The organism is Pleurocapsa minor HA4230-MV1 (genome assembly GCA_019359095.1).
Taxonomy (GTDB): Bacteria; Cyanobacteriota; Cyanobacteriia; order Cyanobacteriales; family Xenococcaceae; genus Waterburya; species Waterburya minor.
Map to the genome: position 1 here is coordinate 80,263 of JAHHHZ010000030.1, position 18,297 is coordinate 98,559.

Annotated in this window: 12 protein-coding genes and 1 tRNA gene; 11 read left to right on the forward strand and 2 right to left on the reverse strand. The window is 39.3% G+C overall.

Features of this window, described 5'->3' with window-relative positions:
* Positions 1–115 precede the first annotated feature (115 nt).
* The 5 genes from KME09_21805 to KME09_21825 all read left to right on the forward strand — a co-directional run bounded on the left by KME09_21805 (position 116) and on the right by KME09_21825 (position 5,019).
* Positions 116–1,783 (forward strand): FAD-dependent oxidoreductase, encoded by a 1,668-nt coding sequence (locus tag KME09_21805; GenBank protein ID MBW4536572.1) that lies wholly within the window; start codon positions 116–118, stop codon positions 1,781–1,783.
* Between the two features lie 100 nt (positions 1,784–1,883).
* Positions 1,884–2,285 (forward strand): hypothetical protein, encoded by a 402-nt coding sequence (locus KME09_21810; protein MBW4536573.1) that lies wholly within the window; start codon positions 1,884–1,886, stop codon positions 2,283–2,285.
* A gap of 331 nt (positions 2,286–2,616) precedes the next feature.
* Positions 2,617–3,636, forward strand: coding sequence for a right-handed parallel beta-helix repeat-containing protein (locus KME09_21815; protein ID MBW4536574.1), 1,020 nt, complete (start codon positions 2,617–2,619; stop codon positions 3,634–3,636).
* Positions 3,637–3,799: 163 nt separating this feature from the next.
* Positions 3,800–4,294, forward strand: a complete 495-nt coding sequence (locus KME09_21820; GenBank protein ID MBW4536575.1) for a CYTH domain-containing protein — start codon at positions 3,800–3,802, stop codon at positions 4,292–4,294.
* A gap of 95 nt (positions 4,295–4,389) precedes the next feature.
* A complete protein-coding gene (locus tag KME09_21825; protein ID MBW4536576.1) occupies positions 4,390–5,019 on the forward strand; it encodes a TIGR04282 family arsenosugar biosynthesis glycosyltransferase in 630 nt (209 codons plus the stop codon).
* 130 nt (positions 5,020–5,149) lie between these two features.
* Here KME09_21825 and KME09_21830 read toward each other — a convergent pair whose 3' ends face one another.
* Complete coding sequence (locus tag KME09_21830; protein MBW4536577.1) at positions 5,150–5,983, reverse strand: aldo/keto reductase; 834 nt, start codon at positions 5,981–5,983, stop codon at positions 5,150–5,152.
* Positions 5,984–6,105: 122 nt separating this feature from the next.
* Between KME09_21830 and KME09_21835 the strand changes: the two genes are divergently transcribed.
* From KME09_21835 to KME09_21860, 6 genes are all read left to right on the forward strand, one after another.
* A complete protein-coding gene (locus KME09_21835) occupies positions 6,106–7,047 on the forward strand; it encodes an aldo/keto reductase (protein ID MBW4536578.1) in 942 nt (313 codons plus the stop codon).
* Between the two features lie 298 nt (positions 7,048–7,345).
* On the forward strand, positions 7,346–8,545 hold the full coding sequence (locus KME09_21840) for a trypsin-like peptidase domain-containing protein (GenBank protein ID MBW4536579.1): 1,200 nt from the start codon (positions 7,346–7,348) through the stop codon (positions 8,543–8,545).
* A 229-nt stretch (positions 8,546–8,774) separates the two neighbouring features.
* Positions 8,775–8,858: transfer RNA gene (locus KME09_21845), tRNA-Leu, on the forward strand.
* Positions 8,859–9,881: 1,023 nt separating this feature from the next.
* Complete coding sequence (locus tag KME09_21850; GenBank protein MBW4536580.1) at positions 9,882–11,630, forward strand: right-handed parallel beta-helix repeat-containing protein; 1,749 nt, start codon at positions 9,882–9,884, stop codon at positions 11,628–11,630.
* 416 nt (positions 11,631–12,046) lie between these two features.
* Entirely contained in the window at positions 12,047–15,838 is a 3,792-nt protein-coding gene (gene smc / locus KME09_21855; protein ID MBW4536581.1) for a chromosome segregation protein SMC, read from the forward strand.
* A gap of 195 nt (positions 15,839–16,033) precedes the next feature.
* A complete protein-coding gene (locus KME09_21860) occupies positions 16,034–16,990 on the forward strand; it encodes a hypothetical protein (GenBank protein ID MBW4536582.1) in 957 nt (318 codons plus the stop codon).
* Positions 16,991–16,996: 6 nt separating this feature from the next.
* Here the strand turns inward: KME09_21860 and KME09_21865 are convergent, their stop codons facing one another.
* Positions 16,997–18,289, reverse strand: a complete 1,293-nt coding sequence (locus KME09_21865; protein ID MBW4536583.1) for a hypothetical protein — start codon at positions 18,287–18,289, stop codon at positions 16,997–16,999.
* Between the last annotated feature and the right edge of the window lie 8 nt (positions 18,290–18,297).

Genomic DNA, 18,297 nt, shown 5'->3' on the forward strand with positions numbered 1-18,297 from the left:
CTGAAAAACGCTAACTCGGTAAATTTACTGGAAAAGATTAAAATAATTTGGTGAGCATCAGCAGAATCTAAACTGTTAACGTTTAATTATCTATTCTGAACCCAACTACCCAACTATGGCTAAACCCACCATTCTGACCGTAGATGACGATTTGGACGTGCTACAGGCGATTTCTCGCGACCTCAGAAAACAGTATGGCGATCGCTTTCGGATTGTTCGGGCTAATTCTGGGGCATCGGCAATTGAAACTTTAGAAGAGCTTAAGCTGCGTAATGAAGCAGTGGCTTTATTCCTCACAGATCAAAGAATGCCAGGCATGAACGGGGTCGAGTTTATTGAACAGGCTGCGCCCATGTTTCCCCAAGCCAAACGAGTCTTGTTAACTGCCTATGCTGACACCAATGCAGCGATTCAGGCGATTAATACCGCTCGTCTAGATTATTATCTCCTTAAGCCTTGGGATCCTCCAGCAGAGAAGCTTTATCCTATCTTAGATGATTTATTAGAAGATTGGTTAGCAGTATATCGTCCTGCTTTTCAAGGCATCAGAGTGGTTGGCGATCGCTGGTCGTCCTGTTCTCATAACGTCAAAGACTTTTTGGCACGTAACCAAATTCCCTATCAGTGGCTGGATATAGAAACTGAACCTGAAGCAGCCAAATTGCTTGAATATGCCTCTAATGGCAGTAAGCCCAAGTTACCTTTAGTATTATTTACCAACGGCGATCGCTTGGAACAGCCGAGCAGCCTGGAAATTGCTACCAAAATTGGTCTACAAACCCAGGCTGAAAAGCCTTTTTATGACCTGGTAATTGTCGGTGGGGGGCCAGCAGGTTTAGCTGCTGCGGTATATGGTGCGTCAGAAGGTTTAAGCACCGTGATGATCGAACGTTCTGCCCCTGGTGGACAAGCTGGTTCTAGTTCGCGAATTGAGAATTATTTGGGTTTCCCTGTCGGTTTAAGTGGCGACGATTTGGCTCGGCGGGGGGTAACTCAAGCTAGACGGTTCGGAGTGGAAATTTTGACTCCTCAAGAGGTAGTTGAAGTTAAATTAGGAGATCCATACCGCATTGTTAAGTTAGCCGACGGTAGTGAAATTAACTGTCATGCTCTGTTATTGGCAACAGGAGTTTATTGGCGCAGATTAGATTTACCAGGATGCGATCGCCTTACGGGAAGAGGCATCTATTATGGTGCAGCCAAAACCGAAGCTTTGTCTTGTCTAAATGAACATATTTATCTCATCGGTGGGGCAAATTCGGCGGGACAAGCAGCCATGTATTTTTCTCAATATGCTGCCAAAGTGACCATGCTGGTACGAGGTAAATCTCTAACTCAAAGTATGTCCCAGTATCTCATCGACCAAATTAATGCTACTGATAATATTGAAATACAAACCTATACCGAAGTGGTAGCAGTACACGGAGAAAGTAATCTTACAAGACTCACCTTATTAAACAACCAAACAGGAGCAACAAAAGAGGTAGCAACCAAATCTCTATTTATTTTTATCGGCGCAAAACCTGAAACGGAATGGCTAGAAGGAATAGTGGCAAGAGATCCCAGAGGCTTTATTTATGCAGGGGCAGATTTAAAACAGGGTGACCATTTTCGTGGCTGGAATCGCGATCGCGATCCTTTTTTATTAGAAACAAGTGTTCCTGGTATCTTTGTAGCAGGGGATGTACGACATAATTCGGTTAAGCGAGTAGCTTCAGGAGTAGGGGAAGGTTCAATTGCCATTATGTTTGTTCACCGCTATCTAGCGGAAGCCAGAGCCTAAACAATTGAAATTAATCATTAAAATTAATTTATTGATGATGTCTGAGACGCAAACCGATCAAATTAATAATTTAAAATTCGTAGGAACCTAAAATTTGCCGATGAGCTATTTAAAATGGAATTTAGACCAAGAAGATGAGATCGATCTTGTCGCTCCCACTGGAGATTTTTATATTATTGGAGATGAAGGAGAGATTACCGAAAAATTTACTAATATAGATGTATTTTTAGAAGTCTTAGTTGAAGGTGCTAACAATCTCAAAATTGGCAAAAGTATTGTTGTAGATCCTTTGATTGAACCAAACGAATTTCACTTTGACTATCAAGACAGAATATTACAAATAACCTATGGAAGACAACAAGTGACGATTTTAAATCGAGATAAATTTATTGAAGATGTACATCAAGCTGTAACGCAACTGTTAGAAATACTCGATCGACAATCAGCAACAGAGCAGAAACCTAAGCGAAGTCTAGCTAAGTTAAGAGCATATTCTATCTAACCAATTTTAATTTTTTTTATGTTCTATACCTAATACAGTTCTCACCGCGCTATTTAAATACTAGATTAATGATTGTTTAATATGTAAAACTTATTTTAAAGTAGATTGACTATCAAATATTTCTAAGTCAGATTGACAACTTAATTTTTTCCTAAAATTCACTTGAAAAAATACGGTTTAAACTGCTTCTACTAGCTAATTAAAGCAATAATCTTAAATTAAATTAAAGCTTTTAATTGTATGTATAAACCCTGAGACTGTTCTTTGTCTTAAAGACAAATATGCATTATATTAAGCTAGGATACAAAATATAAAAATAAATAAAGTTTGTATGGATAACTCAAGCAGCAAAGTTCTCAATGTAGATAAAGATTTTGGTGGTGATTTAGAAAAAGCGATCGCCGCTGCTAATGATGGCGATACAGTTGAACTAGGAAGAAAAACCTATAAAACTGATGGAATCGAACTCAATAAAGATATCACGATTGATGGTGTCAGAGGACAGACAGTTATCGATGGAGGGGGAACATCTAACTCTGTTTTTCGCTTACATTCTGACTCAAGCGGTACAACCATTAAAGATGCCGAAATAACTAATGGAGATAATGGAGTCAATGTAACTGGGGCCAAAAATGTTACATTATCAAATCTCGATATCAATAACATTGGTATTGAAAACCCAATTAGAAATGATGGGACACACAATATTGGCATAAGCCTAGCTGATGCTGATGGATTTAAAGTATTCGATTCGGAAATATCTGATATTGGTCGCAAAGGAATCGGTGTTATCGACACTGATGGCGGAATAATTGATGGTGTTACCTTGTCGGATATTAATCTGGCCGCAGAACATTCTCAAAGCGTTGATGCTGCTGGGATCAAACTTTTCAACACCAACGATATCACTATTAGTGACAACAAACTCTCTGGCGTTAATGCTTTCAATATTTGGGACGATATTACCTGCAACACTACAATTGACGGTAATGAAATTACAGGGGTAGGAGATGACTTTTTAGCGCCTGAGTATAATACATTTGTAAGGGTAGGAGGCATTTATGTTGAGAAAACCCATCAGACAACTGTTGATAATAATAAAGTGACTGTGGGTAATGATGATTTCTTTGCCTTTGACGCTACAGAATTTTCGACAGAAACAATGGTTCTGGGAGACAATAACGAATTCCCAAGTACAGATATTGGTTCAACAGACTTTTGGGCAAACGAAGAAATAGAAAAACTGGTTGCCATAACTGAAGATCCTGACGCAGCAGACTTTTCTCTCTTTGCGGATGATTTTTATAACGGTGGTACTTATGGTGGCGATAATACTGGCGACACTGTTTAATTAGGTAAATTAAAGTATCAACTAAAATGCGATCGCCTGTACGTGAAGTAAGAATTATTCAATGCTAGATAATGATTTGAATTAATCTACTTTAAATAATAACAGTGGCGATCGCTATAATTTCAGTAGGAAATAGGAAATAGCGCAAAATTCCGTTGCCTTAATGAAAACAGAAATAGAACGCAAATATCTGGTTAAAAAGTCAGTTTGGCGATCGCATAAAAAACTCCTCGAAAGCCAGTCTCCAGTTGGTGTAAAATACTGCCAGGGGTATATACCCACCAGCAACGATACAACTGTAAGACTCCGAATTATTGGTAAGCAAGGTTATCTGACAATCAAAAGTAAAGCTGTAGGCATTACTCGTGCTGAATTTGAGTATTTAATTCCTGTGGATGAGGCTCAAGAGATGCTGAATAATCTTTGTGTTAAACCATTAATTGAAAAGTTTAGATACAAAATCAAGGTAGATAATTTAACTTGGGAGGTTGATGAATTTCTGGGAGAAAACGCAGGCTTAATTATTGCCGAAGTAGAATTAGAACATGAGAATCAGAAAATTAATCTTCCTCACTGGATCGAACGAGAAGTTAATGAGCAAAAATACTTTAATTCTTATTTAGTAAAACATCCCTATAGCCAATGGGAAGAGAAGTGATTACTGATTACTAATTACTGATTACTGTTGCATTGCTCACTGCTCATTGCTCATTGTGACGCGAAGCTAATCCTTTAGGACTCATTGTTCACTGCATGACCGAAACTCTAATTATTTTTAGTCGTTATCCTGAGCCTGGAAAGACGAAAACTCGGATGATACCCGCTTTGGGTGCTTTGGGTGCTGCGGAGTTACAGCAAAAAATGACGGAGCATACTTTAAAAACGGCGATCGCCTTAAAATTATCTCGGAATCTGGCGATCGAGGTTCACTTTGCTGGTGGCAATATTCAGTCAATGACGGAATGGTTAGGTGAGGATTTTGATTATATTCCTCAAGTTTTAGGAAATCTCGGTCATAAAATGCAATCTTCTTTTGAGCGTGCTTTTGCATTGGGTAGTCAACGAGTGCTGATTATTGGCACTGACTGTCCTGATATCGAGCAAACTATACTAACTCAAGCTTTTGATTCCCTAGAGCGTCACGATTTAGTTTTGGGTGTGGCAGAAGATGGGGGATATTATTTAATTGGCTTAAATAAACCTATTGCCGAACTTTTTCAGAATATTATTTGGGGAACAGAGCAGGTATTAAACCAAACCAAAAATATTGCTCAACAACTGAAACTAAATGTGCATTATCTACCTACCTTAGCTGATGTCGATCGCCCCGAAGATCTCAAGATTTGGCAGAAATACATCTATAGCCGTACAAAGTTAGATTAGGACATTAAGAGTAATCGGCTCGTAAGTAGGAAATAGCGCGAAATTCCGTTGCGCGGGTTTCCCGCGTTGAGGAAATTTCGTAAGACGGAAATAGGAAATAGGAAGACAGAATGTGTTTATTTTAAATAAACTAGCGCATCGCTAAAGACACTTTGCGCACTGGTGGTTTAAAGATGAGGTCTAACTTTCGTAATTCTTGTTCTGTCAGTTGGATATCTAATGCTGCGCAGTTTTCTTTCACATGAGCGGGGTTAGTCGCTTTAGGGATCGATAGCACATTGTCTTGATGTAGTAGCCAACTAAGGGCAATTTGCGTTGGTGTAGCGTTATGTTGTGTGGCAATATCCTTTAACTTAGAATCATTAACAAAGGCTCTTTGTTCCACAGGTGAATAAGCCATAATTGCCAGTTGACGCTGTTTGCACCAAGGTAATAAATCCCATTCAATACCACGACGCAGCAAATTATAGAGTACCTGATTGGCTACTATTTCTTTTCCCCCTGGCAAAGACTCAGCTTCTTGAAGATCATCGGTATCAAAGTTGCTCACTCCATAATCTAGAATTTTTCCAGTTTGTTTAAGATGCTGTAATCCTAATAAGGTTTCTGACAAAGGAACAGAACCGCGCCAGTGGAGCAAATATAAATCTAGATAATCCGTTTTAAGTCTGGATAAAGAGCGATCGCAAGCAGCAATTAATTCTTTATAACTAGCATGATGCGGATAAAACTTACTGACTAAATATACTTCACTTCTGCGCGTAGCGATCGCCTCAGCAACTATCTTTTCTGCACCACCATCACCATACATCTCCGCCGTATCGATTACACTTAGTCCCAGATCTAGTCCCAGTTTTAATGCATCTATCTCCGCCTGCTTCTGACTGGCTTTTTCACCCATACGCCAAGTACCCTGTCCCAGTATGGGTATTTCTTTTCCCGATCGTAGCTGTAGTGTTTTCATTTGGTAGTTGAGCAAGTCATCGTCTTTATAATTATGACGGAATAGTTAGGAGAGAGATGGTAGAAATCGCCTCAAATCATTTTTTGTCTAAAATAAATACCGTAGAACTTATCTCTCAACTCATGGAATCAAGCAAACTAGCGATTAATCAAATTTCTCTACCGTCTCTGGGTATTGGTACATGGTCTTGGGGCGATCGCCTTTTTTGGGGATATGGTTCGGATTATGGCGAAACAGATGTAGCTAGAGCTTTTGAGGCTGCGGTAGAAAACGGCGCAACTTTTTTTGATACAGCGGAAATCTATGGTTTTGGAGAATCTGAGCGACTACTGGGACGTTTTTTAAAACGAACTAGTCAACCAGTACAAATTGCCACTAAATATTTTCCTCTACCTTGGCGATTTAATCATCAGGCGGTAGCAGATACTTTGAGCGACAGTTTAAAACGGCTTCAGGTAGAGCAGGTGGCGCTTTATCAGGTGCATATGCCTTTTAGCTTTCTGATGAGTCAACATACATTGATGGAGGCATTAGCGCAAGAGGTCAAACGAGGGCGAATCTTAACCGTGGGAGTAAGTAATTATTCTGCCAGTCAAATGCAAGAAGCTTATGATTTCTTGGCTCAGTATGATGTTCCTTTAGCTGTTAATCAAGTTCGTTATTCCTTGTTAACCAGAAAGATTGAACAAAATGGTATTTTGGAACTTGCCCGTAAATTGGGAATTACGATCTTGGCATACAGTCCTTTAGATCAGGGGCTTTTAACAGGTAAATATACTCCAGAAAATACAGAGATTCAGGGTGCGCGCAAAATAGATCCCAAGTTTTCCGCTGCTGGCTTAAGCAAAATTGAACCAGTAATCAACAATCTTCAGCAACTTGCCGAGAAATACGCTAAAACTCCAGCTCAGATAGCTTTAAACTGGCTGATCATGCAGGACAATGTAATTCCTATTCCTGGAGCGAAAAATGCACGGCAAGCCCAAGATAATGCAGGGGCGATGGGTTGGCAATTAAGTACAGAAGATGTAGAGCAGCTCAGTTTAATCAGCTTAAATCAGTAAAGGGCTTCTCGCCCTAGCTATAAGCTATAAGCGTATGGCAGAAAAAGCTTTTTTGGGTAAAAAGACTATAAAGCGATCGCCTCAAGTACAAGCCATAGCTCAAACTGACCGATTAGTTCAATAAAATATAGCTAAAAGTTCAAAATACTGTCACCAAAAAGTCACATCACCACTTTAAATTAAAAATATCAAACAAAATATCAAACAAAAATTTGCGCCTAATCTCTGGTTTCTCAGATTTGATTTATTTAAACAACTATATCTATCTAAATTAATCCCAGGCATTAAAGTAAATACCATGACCAAAACATTATCCTGGAAACAAACGATCTCTTCTGTGTCTTTAGTCTTACTTGGTGGAGGAATAGCTTTCGGCGGTAACTACTTAATAAATAGTCCAAAAAGCCTGGCTAATGAAAGAAATGAGCGTAATGTCACCACGGCAACAGCTACTCCAGAAGGCGCGATCGCCGTTCCCCAAAATTATGTTAGCAACGTGGTAAATCGAGTAGGAAATACAGTCGTGCGGATCGATGCTGCTCGTAAAGTGGCAACCAATGTTCCTGCTGCATTTAACGATCCTTCCTTTAACCAGTTTTTTGGCTCTCAAATGCCCAATATTCCCAGCGAACAAATTCAAAAGGGTCTGGGTTCTGGTTTTGTTGTTAGTTCAGATGGTTTAATTTTGACCAATGCTCACGTAGTTGAAGGTAGTAACCAGGTCAAGGTCACCCTAAAAAATGGACAAACCTATCAAGGTAAAGTTATGGGTACAGACTCCCTGACTGACTTAGCGGTAATTAAGATTGAGGCAAACTCATTACCAGCGATCACATTTGCCGATTCAGATAACTTACAACCTGGAGAATGGGCGATCGCGATCGGCAATCCTTTAGGTCTAGATAATACCGTAACTACTGGTATTGTTAGTGCAACAGGTAGAAGTAGCGCCCAGGTGGGTGTAGCCGATAAGAGAGTTAGCTTTATTCAAACCGATGCAGCAATTAACCCTGGTAACTCTGGGGGGCCTTTGTTAAATGCTCAAGGGGAAGTGATTGGCGTTAATACTGCTATTATTCAAAATGCTCCAGGATTGGGCTTTGCTATCCCTAGTAATGCAGCTAGAGATATTGCTGAAGAGCTAATCGCTAAAGGAAGAGCAGATCATCCTTTCCTGGGGATTCAGATGGCGCAGATTACCCCTGAATTAAAACAAGAGTTAAAAAGCCAGAAAAATTTTGAAGTAGGTGCAGCAGAAGGAATCTTGATTGTAGATGTTATGCCCAATTCTCCCGCAGAACGCGCAGGATTAAAGTCTGGTGATGTAATTCAAGCAATTGGTGAACAAAAAATCATCACAGCCGATCAAGTACAGCAAGAAGTAGAGAAAGTTGAGATTGGCGATCGATTAAATCTTGGTCTAATTAGAAATGATCGACAGCTCGATTTAGCAGTGAAAGTGGGTCTACTTCCTCAACCTCAAAACGTTAATCGTTAAGACTGATAAGACCTTGAGGTTTTTTGCCAATATTTTTTAAGTTTAACTCACACAATTCAAGCGATAAGTCTAATCTGGCTTATTGCTTTTTCATTGGTAATTGAATTAATGCAATCTCTAGGTTATTTATTTGACTTTAATTTAATTGAATTTTAAATTCAATACAGATGGTCAACACTGTATGTTATATTAGTCTCTGTTGAAATATTTTTCAGCCAAATCTATACCTGGGGGTATGGCGGAATCGGTAGACGCTGTAGATTTAAAATCTGCTGACCGTAAGGTCGTGGGAGTTCAAGTCTCCCTACCCCCACTCTGAGCGATCGCCTTTTATGGCTAGCTGTGTGACAGGAAGCATAACTTTGCCGTTTTGAAAGCTTTATGCTTCCTCTGACTCTTGGCAATTTTATGCTTCCGATAATTATTCAAGCTAGATACAATAATTACAAAATTGTTTGTCTAGAGTTTCAGTCTATCAAATAATTATATTTTCATGGCAACAGCTTCAACTTCAAGGCAATAGGATTTAATTTTCTTTTGGGAATATTGAAAGAAAAATTGTTCACAACCTCTCTGTTGTTCAGGAAAAGGAGCAACTATGAGCCTTTGCTTGGGTTTTCGCTGTCTTTTAACAATCCCTAAACATTGCTGAATATTAGGATTAGAAAAGTATTTAACTGGATCTTGAGCTTCTCTACGCTTTTAAGCATTGTGAAAATAATAAAGACCACGATAAATCATTTCTAAAGAAATGCGATCAATAGGCTTATTTTTCTTGGAAATTTGACTGGCGTGAAAGAATGAATGATGCAGAGAATATACAGCGACTTCTTAAATCACCAACCAAAACTAACTAACAGATTATCACAATAATTTAGTGATTTAGATCAACTTTCAATGGAGGAAGAAGCACAAGTTATTCATAAGTCAATGATTCAAAAATTTCAAGCAAAAGTAGACTTTTAAAAAGCTAAAACTTCATAATAGCTTCATCAAGAAAATAGCGAATGTTTATACAAAAGTGTAGGCATTCGTTAAAAAAATTAAGATAATAGACTTAATCAACGATAAATCAATACCTGATTAGGTTTATTGTCTTGTTTTGCTATATAAAGTGAACTCAAATTAAATTATTTATACTATTCAACTATATGCAGCAAAAAATAAAAACTAAACTTAAAAATTGGTTTATGAGTAACAATAAATAATCAAGATGAAATCAGATATTAATCTAATTTTATTTTTGTTTCTTTCAGAAATAAATGAAAAGATTGAAATAATTAAAACTTTAATCTTATCGCTTCAAAATTAATACAAAATATAAAAAATTAAAATTATGACTACTTATAACGTAACTAACTCCAACGACAACGGTGCAGGATCTCTACGTGAAGCTTTGACTCTTGCTAATGCTAATGACGGTGCAGATACCATCGTTCTCATGAGTGATGTAACTCTCTCTAGCGCGATCGCCATTACTGATGATGTGACCATTGAAGGTAACAAATATCTAGTTACTCAAACAGGTACAGATAGACTATTCACCATTGATGACGGTAATGCCGCAGTAAACGGTCAGGTAAACATCTCTGGCTTGAGACTAACTGGTGGCGCTCCCGTAGAAACTGGTGGTGCAATCTACTCAGTCGAAAACTTGGCGATCGCTAATTCCGAATTGTTCGGCAATGCAACTACTAAACGTGGTGGCGCAGTCTATCAACAAGGAGCAAGCCTTGCTATTACCAATAGCTACATCCACGATAATGCGATCGCTGATGGCACAACTTCCGCTGGTGGCGGTGTCTATATCCGCGAAGGTAATTTGACTGTTGATAACTCAAACTTCGAGGGCAATGCAGCATTAGCAGGTGGTGGAATTATCGTAGGTTTTGGTTCAACAGCCGAAGTTACGAAAAGCCAGTTGAGCTATAACAATGGTAGTGGAATCTTTGTAGGAATTGAAAGCCAATTAATCTTGCAAAATTCCGTAGTTGACCACAACACCAGTACTATTTCTGGTGGCGGTGTTAACGTCCAAGTAGACAGCAAAGCAACTATTAACAACACCATAATTAGCAATAACACTGCTCCCTATGGAGCTGGAGTCGAAGTCCTCCAAAACAGTCAAGTAAGCATTACTAACAGTGAAATGACTGGCAACAGTGCTACTGAAGACGGTGGTGGAATTGATGTTAGTGATCAATCTACCGCAGAAATTACCAATACAGTGATTAGCAATAATACTGCTGTTTTTGGTGCTGGCGTAGAAGTTTTACTAAACAGTCAAATAAGCATTAATAACAGCCAAATAACTGGCAACACTGCTACGAAAGCTGGTGGTGGAATTGAAGTCTATGATCAATCTACCGCAGTAGTTACCAACACAGCAATTAGCAATAATACTGCTCCTTTTGGTGCGGGGGTAGCCTCCACCAATGATAGTACTGTGACTTTGATCGATGTTGATTTTAGCGGTCAGGTATCTGATTACCAAGGCAACAATATTGAAGTGATTGAAACTGACCTAGTGATCGCCGATGAAGATCTCAACCTCAAAGGAACTAAACTTGCTGATACCTTAGAAGGTAAAGCAGGTAATGATACCTTATATGGTTTTCGCGGACATGACGTGTTAAACGGTAATGAAGGCAATGACTTGCTCTATGGTGGTAAAGGCTTTGATTTACTTGATGGTGGTGCAGGTAATGATATCTTAAAAGGCGGCATTGGTAGAGACAGCCTCTGCGGTGGTGCAGGTAATGATACCTTAAATGGTGGCTTTGGCGCTGACTTACTTGATGGTGGTGCAGGTAATGATTACCTCGATGGCAATAGAGGCTTCAATAAGTTGTTTGGCGGCACTGGCAATGATGTCTTCGTCCTTCATAACGATGCCAAATCTGATTGCATCAAAGACTTCCAAATTGGTCAAGATACTATCGGTTTAGATGATGGCATGACCTTTGAAGATCTTAATATTGTCACTGGCAAACAACACACTTTCATCTACCACGGTGGAGACCTAGTAGGAAGATTGGTAGGAGTAACTGCAAATCTTGCTGAAAGCAATTTTGCTGAAGTATAAAGTAACTTCGTTTCAGCTAATAGCTATTAGCTATTGATAAACCTTAAAAAGACCTAATTAGAGCAATCTAATTGGGTCTTTTTTTTCAAATGTAAGCAAATGCTCGAACTTCCTCAAACTGTCACACACGCTCAAGATTTCTCTTGATAACGATAAAATTATACCAATGACCAACTCAGAAGGAAATAATAGCGATCGCGTTAAAACTATTTCAGAATGAAGCGATCGATCTTCACCCCATATATCTATTAATTGCTTTTTAAATCTTAGCCCGCAAATATTACGAAGTGTTAAGATAATCGGTTTTTTCCACCCATATTGTCTGATTGCAGGTACAACCAGTAGTGTTCCCAATAACTTGACTGTCAATTAGTACAAAAATACTATTTTATTTTACCGAATCAAAGCTGTAGTTCATGGTTCATATTAAGCGAGTCGAACTGTCTCACTTTAAATCCTTTGGTGGCACAACAAAAGTTCCTATCTTACCAGGGTTTACCGTAGTTTCGGGCCCAAATGGTTCGGGAAAGTCGAATATTTTAGATGCACTGCTATTTTGTTTGAATTTGGCAAGTTCTAAGGGAATGCGCGCGGATCGCTTACCTGATTTGGTTAATAATAAGCATATTGCCAATGGCAAGGTTGCGGAAGCGGTGGTTTCTGTTACTTTTGACTTGACTGATTTAGGTGATTTGTCGGATGTAGTGACAACGGTGACTGATGCCAAAGATTTAGTTTTGGTTTCTTCTCCCGAAGAATTGGCGGAGGCGATGGGGAATAGCAGCAATGAGGAGAATAGTAATGGTCATGATGCAGAAGAGTTAGAAGAAGAATTAGAAGAAGTAGAAGAAGAAACCACGGTAGATCAAGACGATAAAAAAATAATTGCGATCGCCAATGGGGATAGTCTGGAATGGAAAATTACTCGTAGGTTGCGGGTAGCCAAGAAAGGCAACTATACCTCGACGTTTTATATCAACGGGGAAGTATCTAGCGCGACGGAAGTTCATGAACAGCTACAGAAATTAAGGATTTATCCTGAAGGTTATAACGTGGTGTTGCAGGGTGACGTTACCAGCATCATTACGATGAATTCTAAGGAAAGGCGGGAAATTATTGATGAGTTGGCGGGAGTTGGTGCATTTGACCGTAAGATCCAGCAAACCCGTAAGACACTGGATAAAGTGCAGGAAAGAGAGGAAAAATGTCAGATTATTGCTCAAGAGCTAATTGCTAATCGCGATCGCCTAGCGGCAGATCGAGTCAAGGCGGAAAAGTATCGGAAGTTAAAAGAGCAGGTACAGGAAAAGAAAATTCATGAACAGGTTTTAGTTTGGCGATCGCTTACTCAACAGCAAGGGGAGTTGCAGAATCAGTTCGCTGCGGGAGAAACGGAGACTACACAGCTTCAGTCAAGTATTCTCAAGCTGGATACCGAAGTGACGCAAGAGAGTGTCAAGCTAGAAACTCTTAATACTCAAGTCAAGGCTTTGGGAGAGGATGAACAGCTATCAATTGCCTCGAATTTAGCTACTCAAAAAGCCAAACAGCTTACTCTACAGCAAAAGTTAGGTGAATTAAATAATACTAGCCAGCAGAAGCAGCTAATGTTAGTCCAGACAGAACAGAATTTAGAGCAGTATCAACAGGAAATTAAACAGTTTGGTCAAGAGAAAGACAGACTAGAAAATGAGATCGTTCCTACTTTAATTGCTAATGCAGTTGCAGCCAGAGAAACTGTTAGCCAGAGTAAAGATAATGCCAATGCGATCGCCGAAGCTTCGGAAGCCTGGGTGCAAGAACAGGCAAGCCTTTCCCGCCAAGCCTCAGCGATCCAAGAAACGCTTAATCCTCAACGTACTGAGCAAGCCAGAATTAGTGAGCGATATAACCAGCTAGAGAAGACGATTCAAGCACAAACAGAGTCATTAGAAGCAGTTGACGCAGAATTTAAGGTTAAGCAAGTTGAATTTGATTCCCTGTCAGAGAAAGTGGCTACAGAACAAGGTCATGTGCAGGAAATTGCCCAACAGCTAGCGGAAGCCGAAAGCGATCGCGCTTTGCAACAGGAAACCCAATCACGTTTACTTAAAGAACAGCGCGATAAACAACGAGAATTAGATAAACTAGAAGCGAAAAAGCAGGCACAGCAAGAAGTGCAGGGAACTTATGCCAGTAAAATCATCCTCAACTCCAACCTCTCAGGAATTGAAGGATTAGTGGTACAGCTAGGACAAGTAGAACAACGTTACCGTCTGGCTTTAGAAACTGCTGCGGGGGGAAGATTAGGCTTTATTGTCGTCGAAAGCGATCGCGTGGCGGCACAGGGGATTGAATTGCTCAAAAGAGAGCGAGGAGGTAGGGCGACATTTCTACCTTTAAATAAGATTCAAGCACCATCATTAGGTAATATTGCCACCATGCGTTTTGGGCGTGGTTTTATCGACTTGGCGGTAAATTTAGTAGACTGCGATCCTCGTTATGACGAGATTTTTGCCTATGTGTTTGGCGGTACGATTGTTTTTGACAACCTTGATAATGCTCGTTCGCAGTTAGGCAAGCACCGTATTGTGACATTAGAAGGGGAAATTCTCGAAGCCAGTGGCGCAATGACGGGAGGAAGTCAATCTAGTCGCTCTAGTTTGCATTTCGGGGGAACAGCTAACCGCGAACCAGAACAAGTTGAGGCGTTACGAGAACGTTTAGCAGAAATAGCCCGCATCTTAAATAGCTATGACCAAAGAATAACAAATCAGGTAGCGCAGATCAAGGATTTAGCTGAAGAATTAACCGAAGCCAGACAACTTGGTCGAGACAATAAAGTGTTGTCGGAACAGTTAGAGAAAGACTTAAAACGTCTAACTGGTCAAAGAGAACTATTAATTAATCAGCTACATACTAATCGCCAAGAAAGAGATACTATCCAGTCTCGTTTAGCCATTTTGAATCGTGAAATTCCTGAACAAGAAGCCAGCTTACACAACTTACAACAGCAGCTAAAAGTATTAGAAGATTCCCATGCTCAAAGTGAGTGGCAACAGGTTCGGGCAGTAATTAATACTCAAGAAGAACAGCTAAGACAACATGAACAGACTTTAAGACAGGCAGAAACCGAATTATTAGAACTAACTAATAAACATCAAAGAGTCCGAGAAAAGTTCACCGAATCAGAACAAAATATTGTTCAATTAACTAACGATCAAATAGCAATCAAAGAACAACAAGCAACAATCAATCATCAACTAAGCGAAATTGCCCAAAAAATTACTGCTGCTGAAACAGAATTAGCCAAACTAGCAGAAAAATTAGGAGTAACTAAACAAGAACGCGATCGCCTAGAGAATCAATTAAAACAATTGCGCGATCGCCATCAAAAACAAGTCTGGCAATTAGAAAAATTAGCGCTCTCTCAACAAGAAAGACAAGCGACTTTGCAAACCTTACAACAGCAAATAGCTGAACAAAAACAAGAACTACCCGATCCCATTCCTGAAATTCCCCAATTAGTTAACGACGACGGAATCGAAGCGGGGGAATCAATTACCTTTGCCAATCTGCAAGAACAGGTAGAACAGTTACAAAAACAGATTCGCAATGGTGAAAAACGTCTTGAAGCCATGGAACCCGTTAATATGCTGGCGTTAGAAGAATACGAAAAAACTGAAGCCAGACTACAGGAACTTTCCCATAAACTAGACACAATCGAAGCCGAAAGAACCGAATTATTACTACGAGTAGAGAAATTTACTACCCTGCGTTTACGCGCCTTTAAAGAATCCTATGATGCAGTAAATGAGAACTTCCAAAAAATCTATGCCGAATTATCCGATGGTGATGGACATCTCCAGCTAGAAGATGAAAATGATCCTTTTAACGGTGGCTTAAATTTGGTTGCTCATCCCAAAGGTAAACCAGTACAGAAACTAAGTTCCATGTCTGGAGGCGAAAAATCATTAACTGCATTAGGCTTTATCTTTTCCCTCCAAAAATATCGTCCTTCTCCTTTCTATGCTTTTGATGAAGTAGATATGTTCCTCGATGGTGCTAATGTCGAAAAGCTCTCTCGAATGGTTAAACAACAAGCACAAGAAGCACAGTTTATTGTCGTAAGTCTGCGTCGTCCGATGATTGAAGCCTCAGAAAGAACCATTGGTGTTACTCAAGCAAGAGGCGCTCACACTCAAGTATTAGGCATAAAAATGAAATAATTATATGACTGTCAAATCAGTTAAGTAGGTAGGCAAAATAATTGATCAAACCCCTACCCTTAGAGCTATTTGTTACTCGTTACTCGTTACTCGTTACTTGTTACTCCCTAACCTCATTTCCAATTTAATTACACCCACCTACTTAATTAATCCTCAGTTTTGGGCAAACTAGACTTAAGATTTGCCTAATTAAACATGACTGAAGAACAGATTTTAAATGCGATCGCTAATATTTGTGAAGATGACTCCTTACGCTTCCAAATAATTATCCAAGATGAAGTATTACATGTTTATATTAATCGACCAACTCAGGCAGCACTTGACTATCAAACTCTCAAGTCGAAAATCTATCGGGTAGTCACTCAAACATTTCCCTTAGAATTTTTAGAAATTTGGCTTTATTGTCGAGTTTTGGGTGAAATTGAAGCAGACTGGCAAGCAGTATTAGAAATCGAAATTAACTTAGATTCTGCGCAAATGTCGGCGATGATGGAGACGATTGCTGGCGCTGTGGCAGCAACTAATTCCCTTGTCGGCAGAATAGAGCGAGAATTAGAAACTCCCGAATCTTTTGCTGTCGATCCTTTGTGGGATTTTGAAGAACTACCGACGACAGCAAATGAAAATAACTCTGAGTATGACCTAGAGCTATTAGAATCAATCGATCATGGGGCATTAGAATTAGATCTTAATAAGTACTGTTTCATTAGTAATCAACAGCTACCAGATACAACATTTACTGTTCCTCAAGAAAATATTGCTCGACTGGTAAACACTTTCGATCGTTTTGCACCGTCAATTAAGCGATCGCAATTGCCAGCCTTAGAAACTTATTTTAACCAATTAATTATCCCTGATTTAGCTACTTTAGCACCTGAAATACAGCCATGGTGGACAGAAATTGCCACATTGGATGAAGATCGACAGCGTCAGTTAGCAATTTGGCTGAGTCGTTACTGTTTGCATCCTGAAAAAACTATTTTGACGCTTTCAAAAGTTTTTCCACCTCAATTTGTTAGAAAACAAAAGCATCATTTGTCTCAGCCGATTTCAGAGCAAAACCAAAATAGTTCTGAAGCTAAATCTGGATTATTTTCAAGTTGGCTGATGTTATTACGCAAATTTTTACAGAAAATTAAGCCAACAAAGTAAATTGGTTTATGTTTTTATTTTTTGGGTATACCATTTTCGAGCAATGTTAGATAAAGGTTTATTTACCTGTTTCCAAGTCAGATTGGCAGCAGCTAATTCAGCTTCACTCTCTTTGAGAACGTCTTGGGAAATCCATTTAAGAAATTGACCCATTTTCCTAATATTCAACTCACCATCACAACCATCCATCAAAGCTTGCTCAAACCTGGCTTCTGTCAAAAATAAATCGACAAATTCTTCAATACTTTGAGCCACTTCAGGATCGATTTGAACAGCTTGTCTATTTTTAACTACTTGATGTTTCTCCCCTTTAGCTTTGAAAATTAGTTCTGTATAACCTTCTCTAAAAACTAGATCATCTGCTTGAGGATAGAGGACTAATCCTTCTCCAACTCCTTCAACACCAAAAGTTTCTTGAACCCAAGGATCTTTTGCTTCTACTGTTGCTACCATTTGATTGATAGTGTCTGTCGCAGTTTGTAGTTGATGTCGATCGCTAAAATCTAAAGTTACTGGTTCACCAAAATAAGGCAAAACAAAGATATCTTCATGATCTGGTAGAATTGCTCTAATTTTTTCAGGGCGTATTTCTAGATAAGCAGCTTCGCCATTAATACCACCATATTGCATCGCAAAAACAGCCAAAATTTTTCTGTCAATTTGACTGATTGCCACGCCTTTTTGAATATTACTTCCACACCACTCACCGAAGATAACAAGGTTTGAGTCACTCCTCAACTGTCGAAAATAGTCAATGTTATGACTTACCCAAGCAGCAAAACCAGCATTATCATCTAGAGGGGTAATGATCTGACTTCTCTTCTGGGCTAATACATCGCCTGTAGAGGTGACTTGAACACCTGCGTTTGTACCGTGAAGCTTTATTTTAGCGCGATAGGTAATAGAGGGGGTTTGATTCAACGCTTCAAGATTACTATAAACATTATGAAGTAGCTCTATACTTGTCCATTTAATAAATGGAATTTCTGTTGTATCAGCCTTAAGTTCTGGTTGGCAATAAATCTCATCAAGGTTCTTTCCAACTTCTACTTCAACCTTGCCTAATGCCATCCCATAAGAATAGATTCCCCTTAGCTTACTGGGCTTGATTTTTAGACCATCTTTTAGGATTGAACCAACTAAAGCGATCGCCACTACATCATTTACTTGATAAATACTATCTAAGCTAGCGATAATCTGTACTTTTTGTTTCCCTGGTGCTTCCATTGTATATACGCGTAGAGAATTAGCGTTTGGATGGGTTGCCACGGCAACAACTTTCATTGCCATCACAGACATGAGTTTAT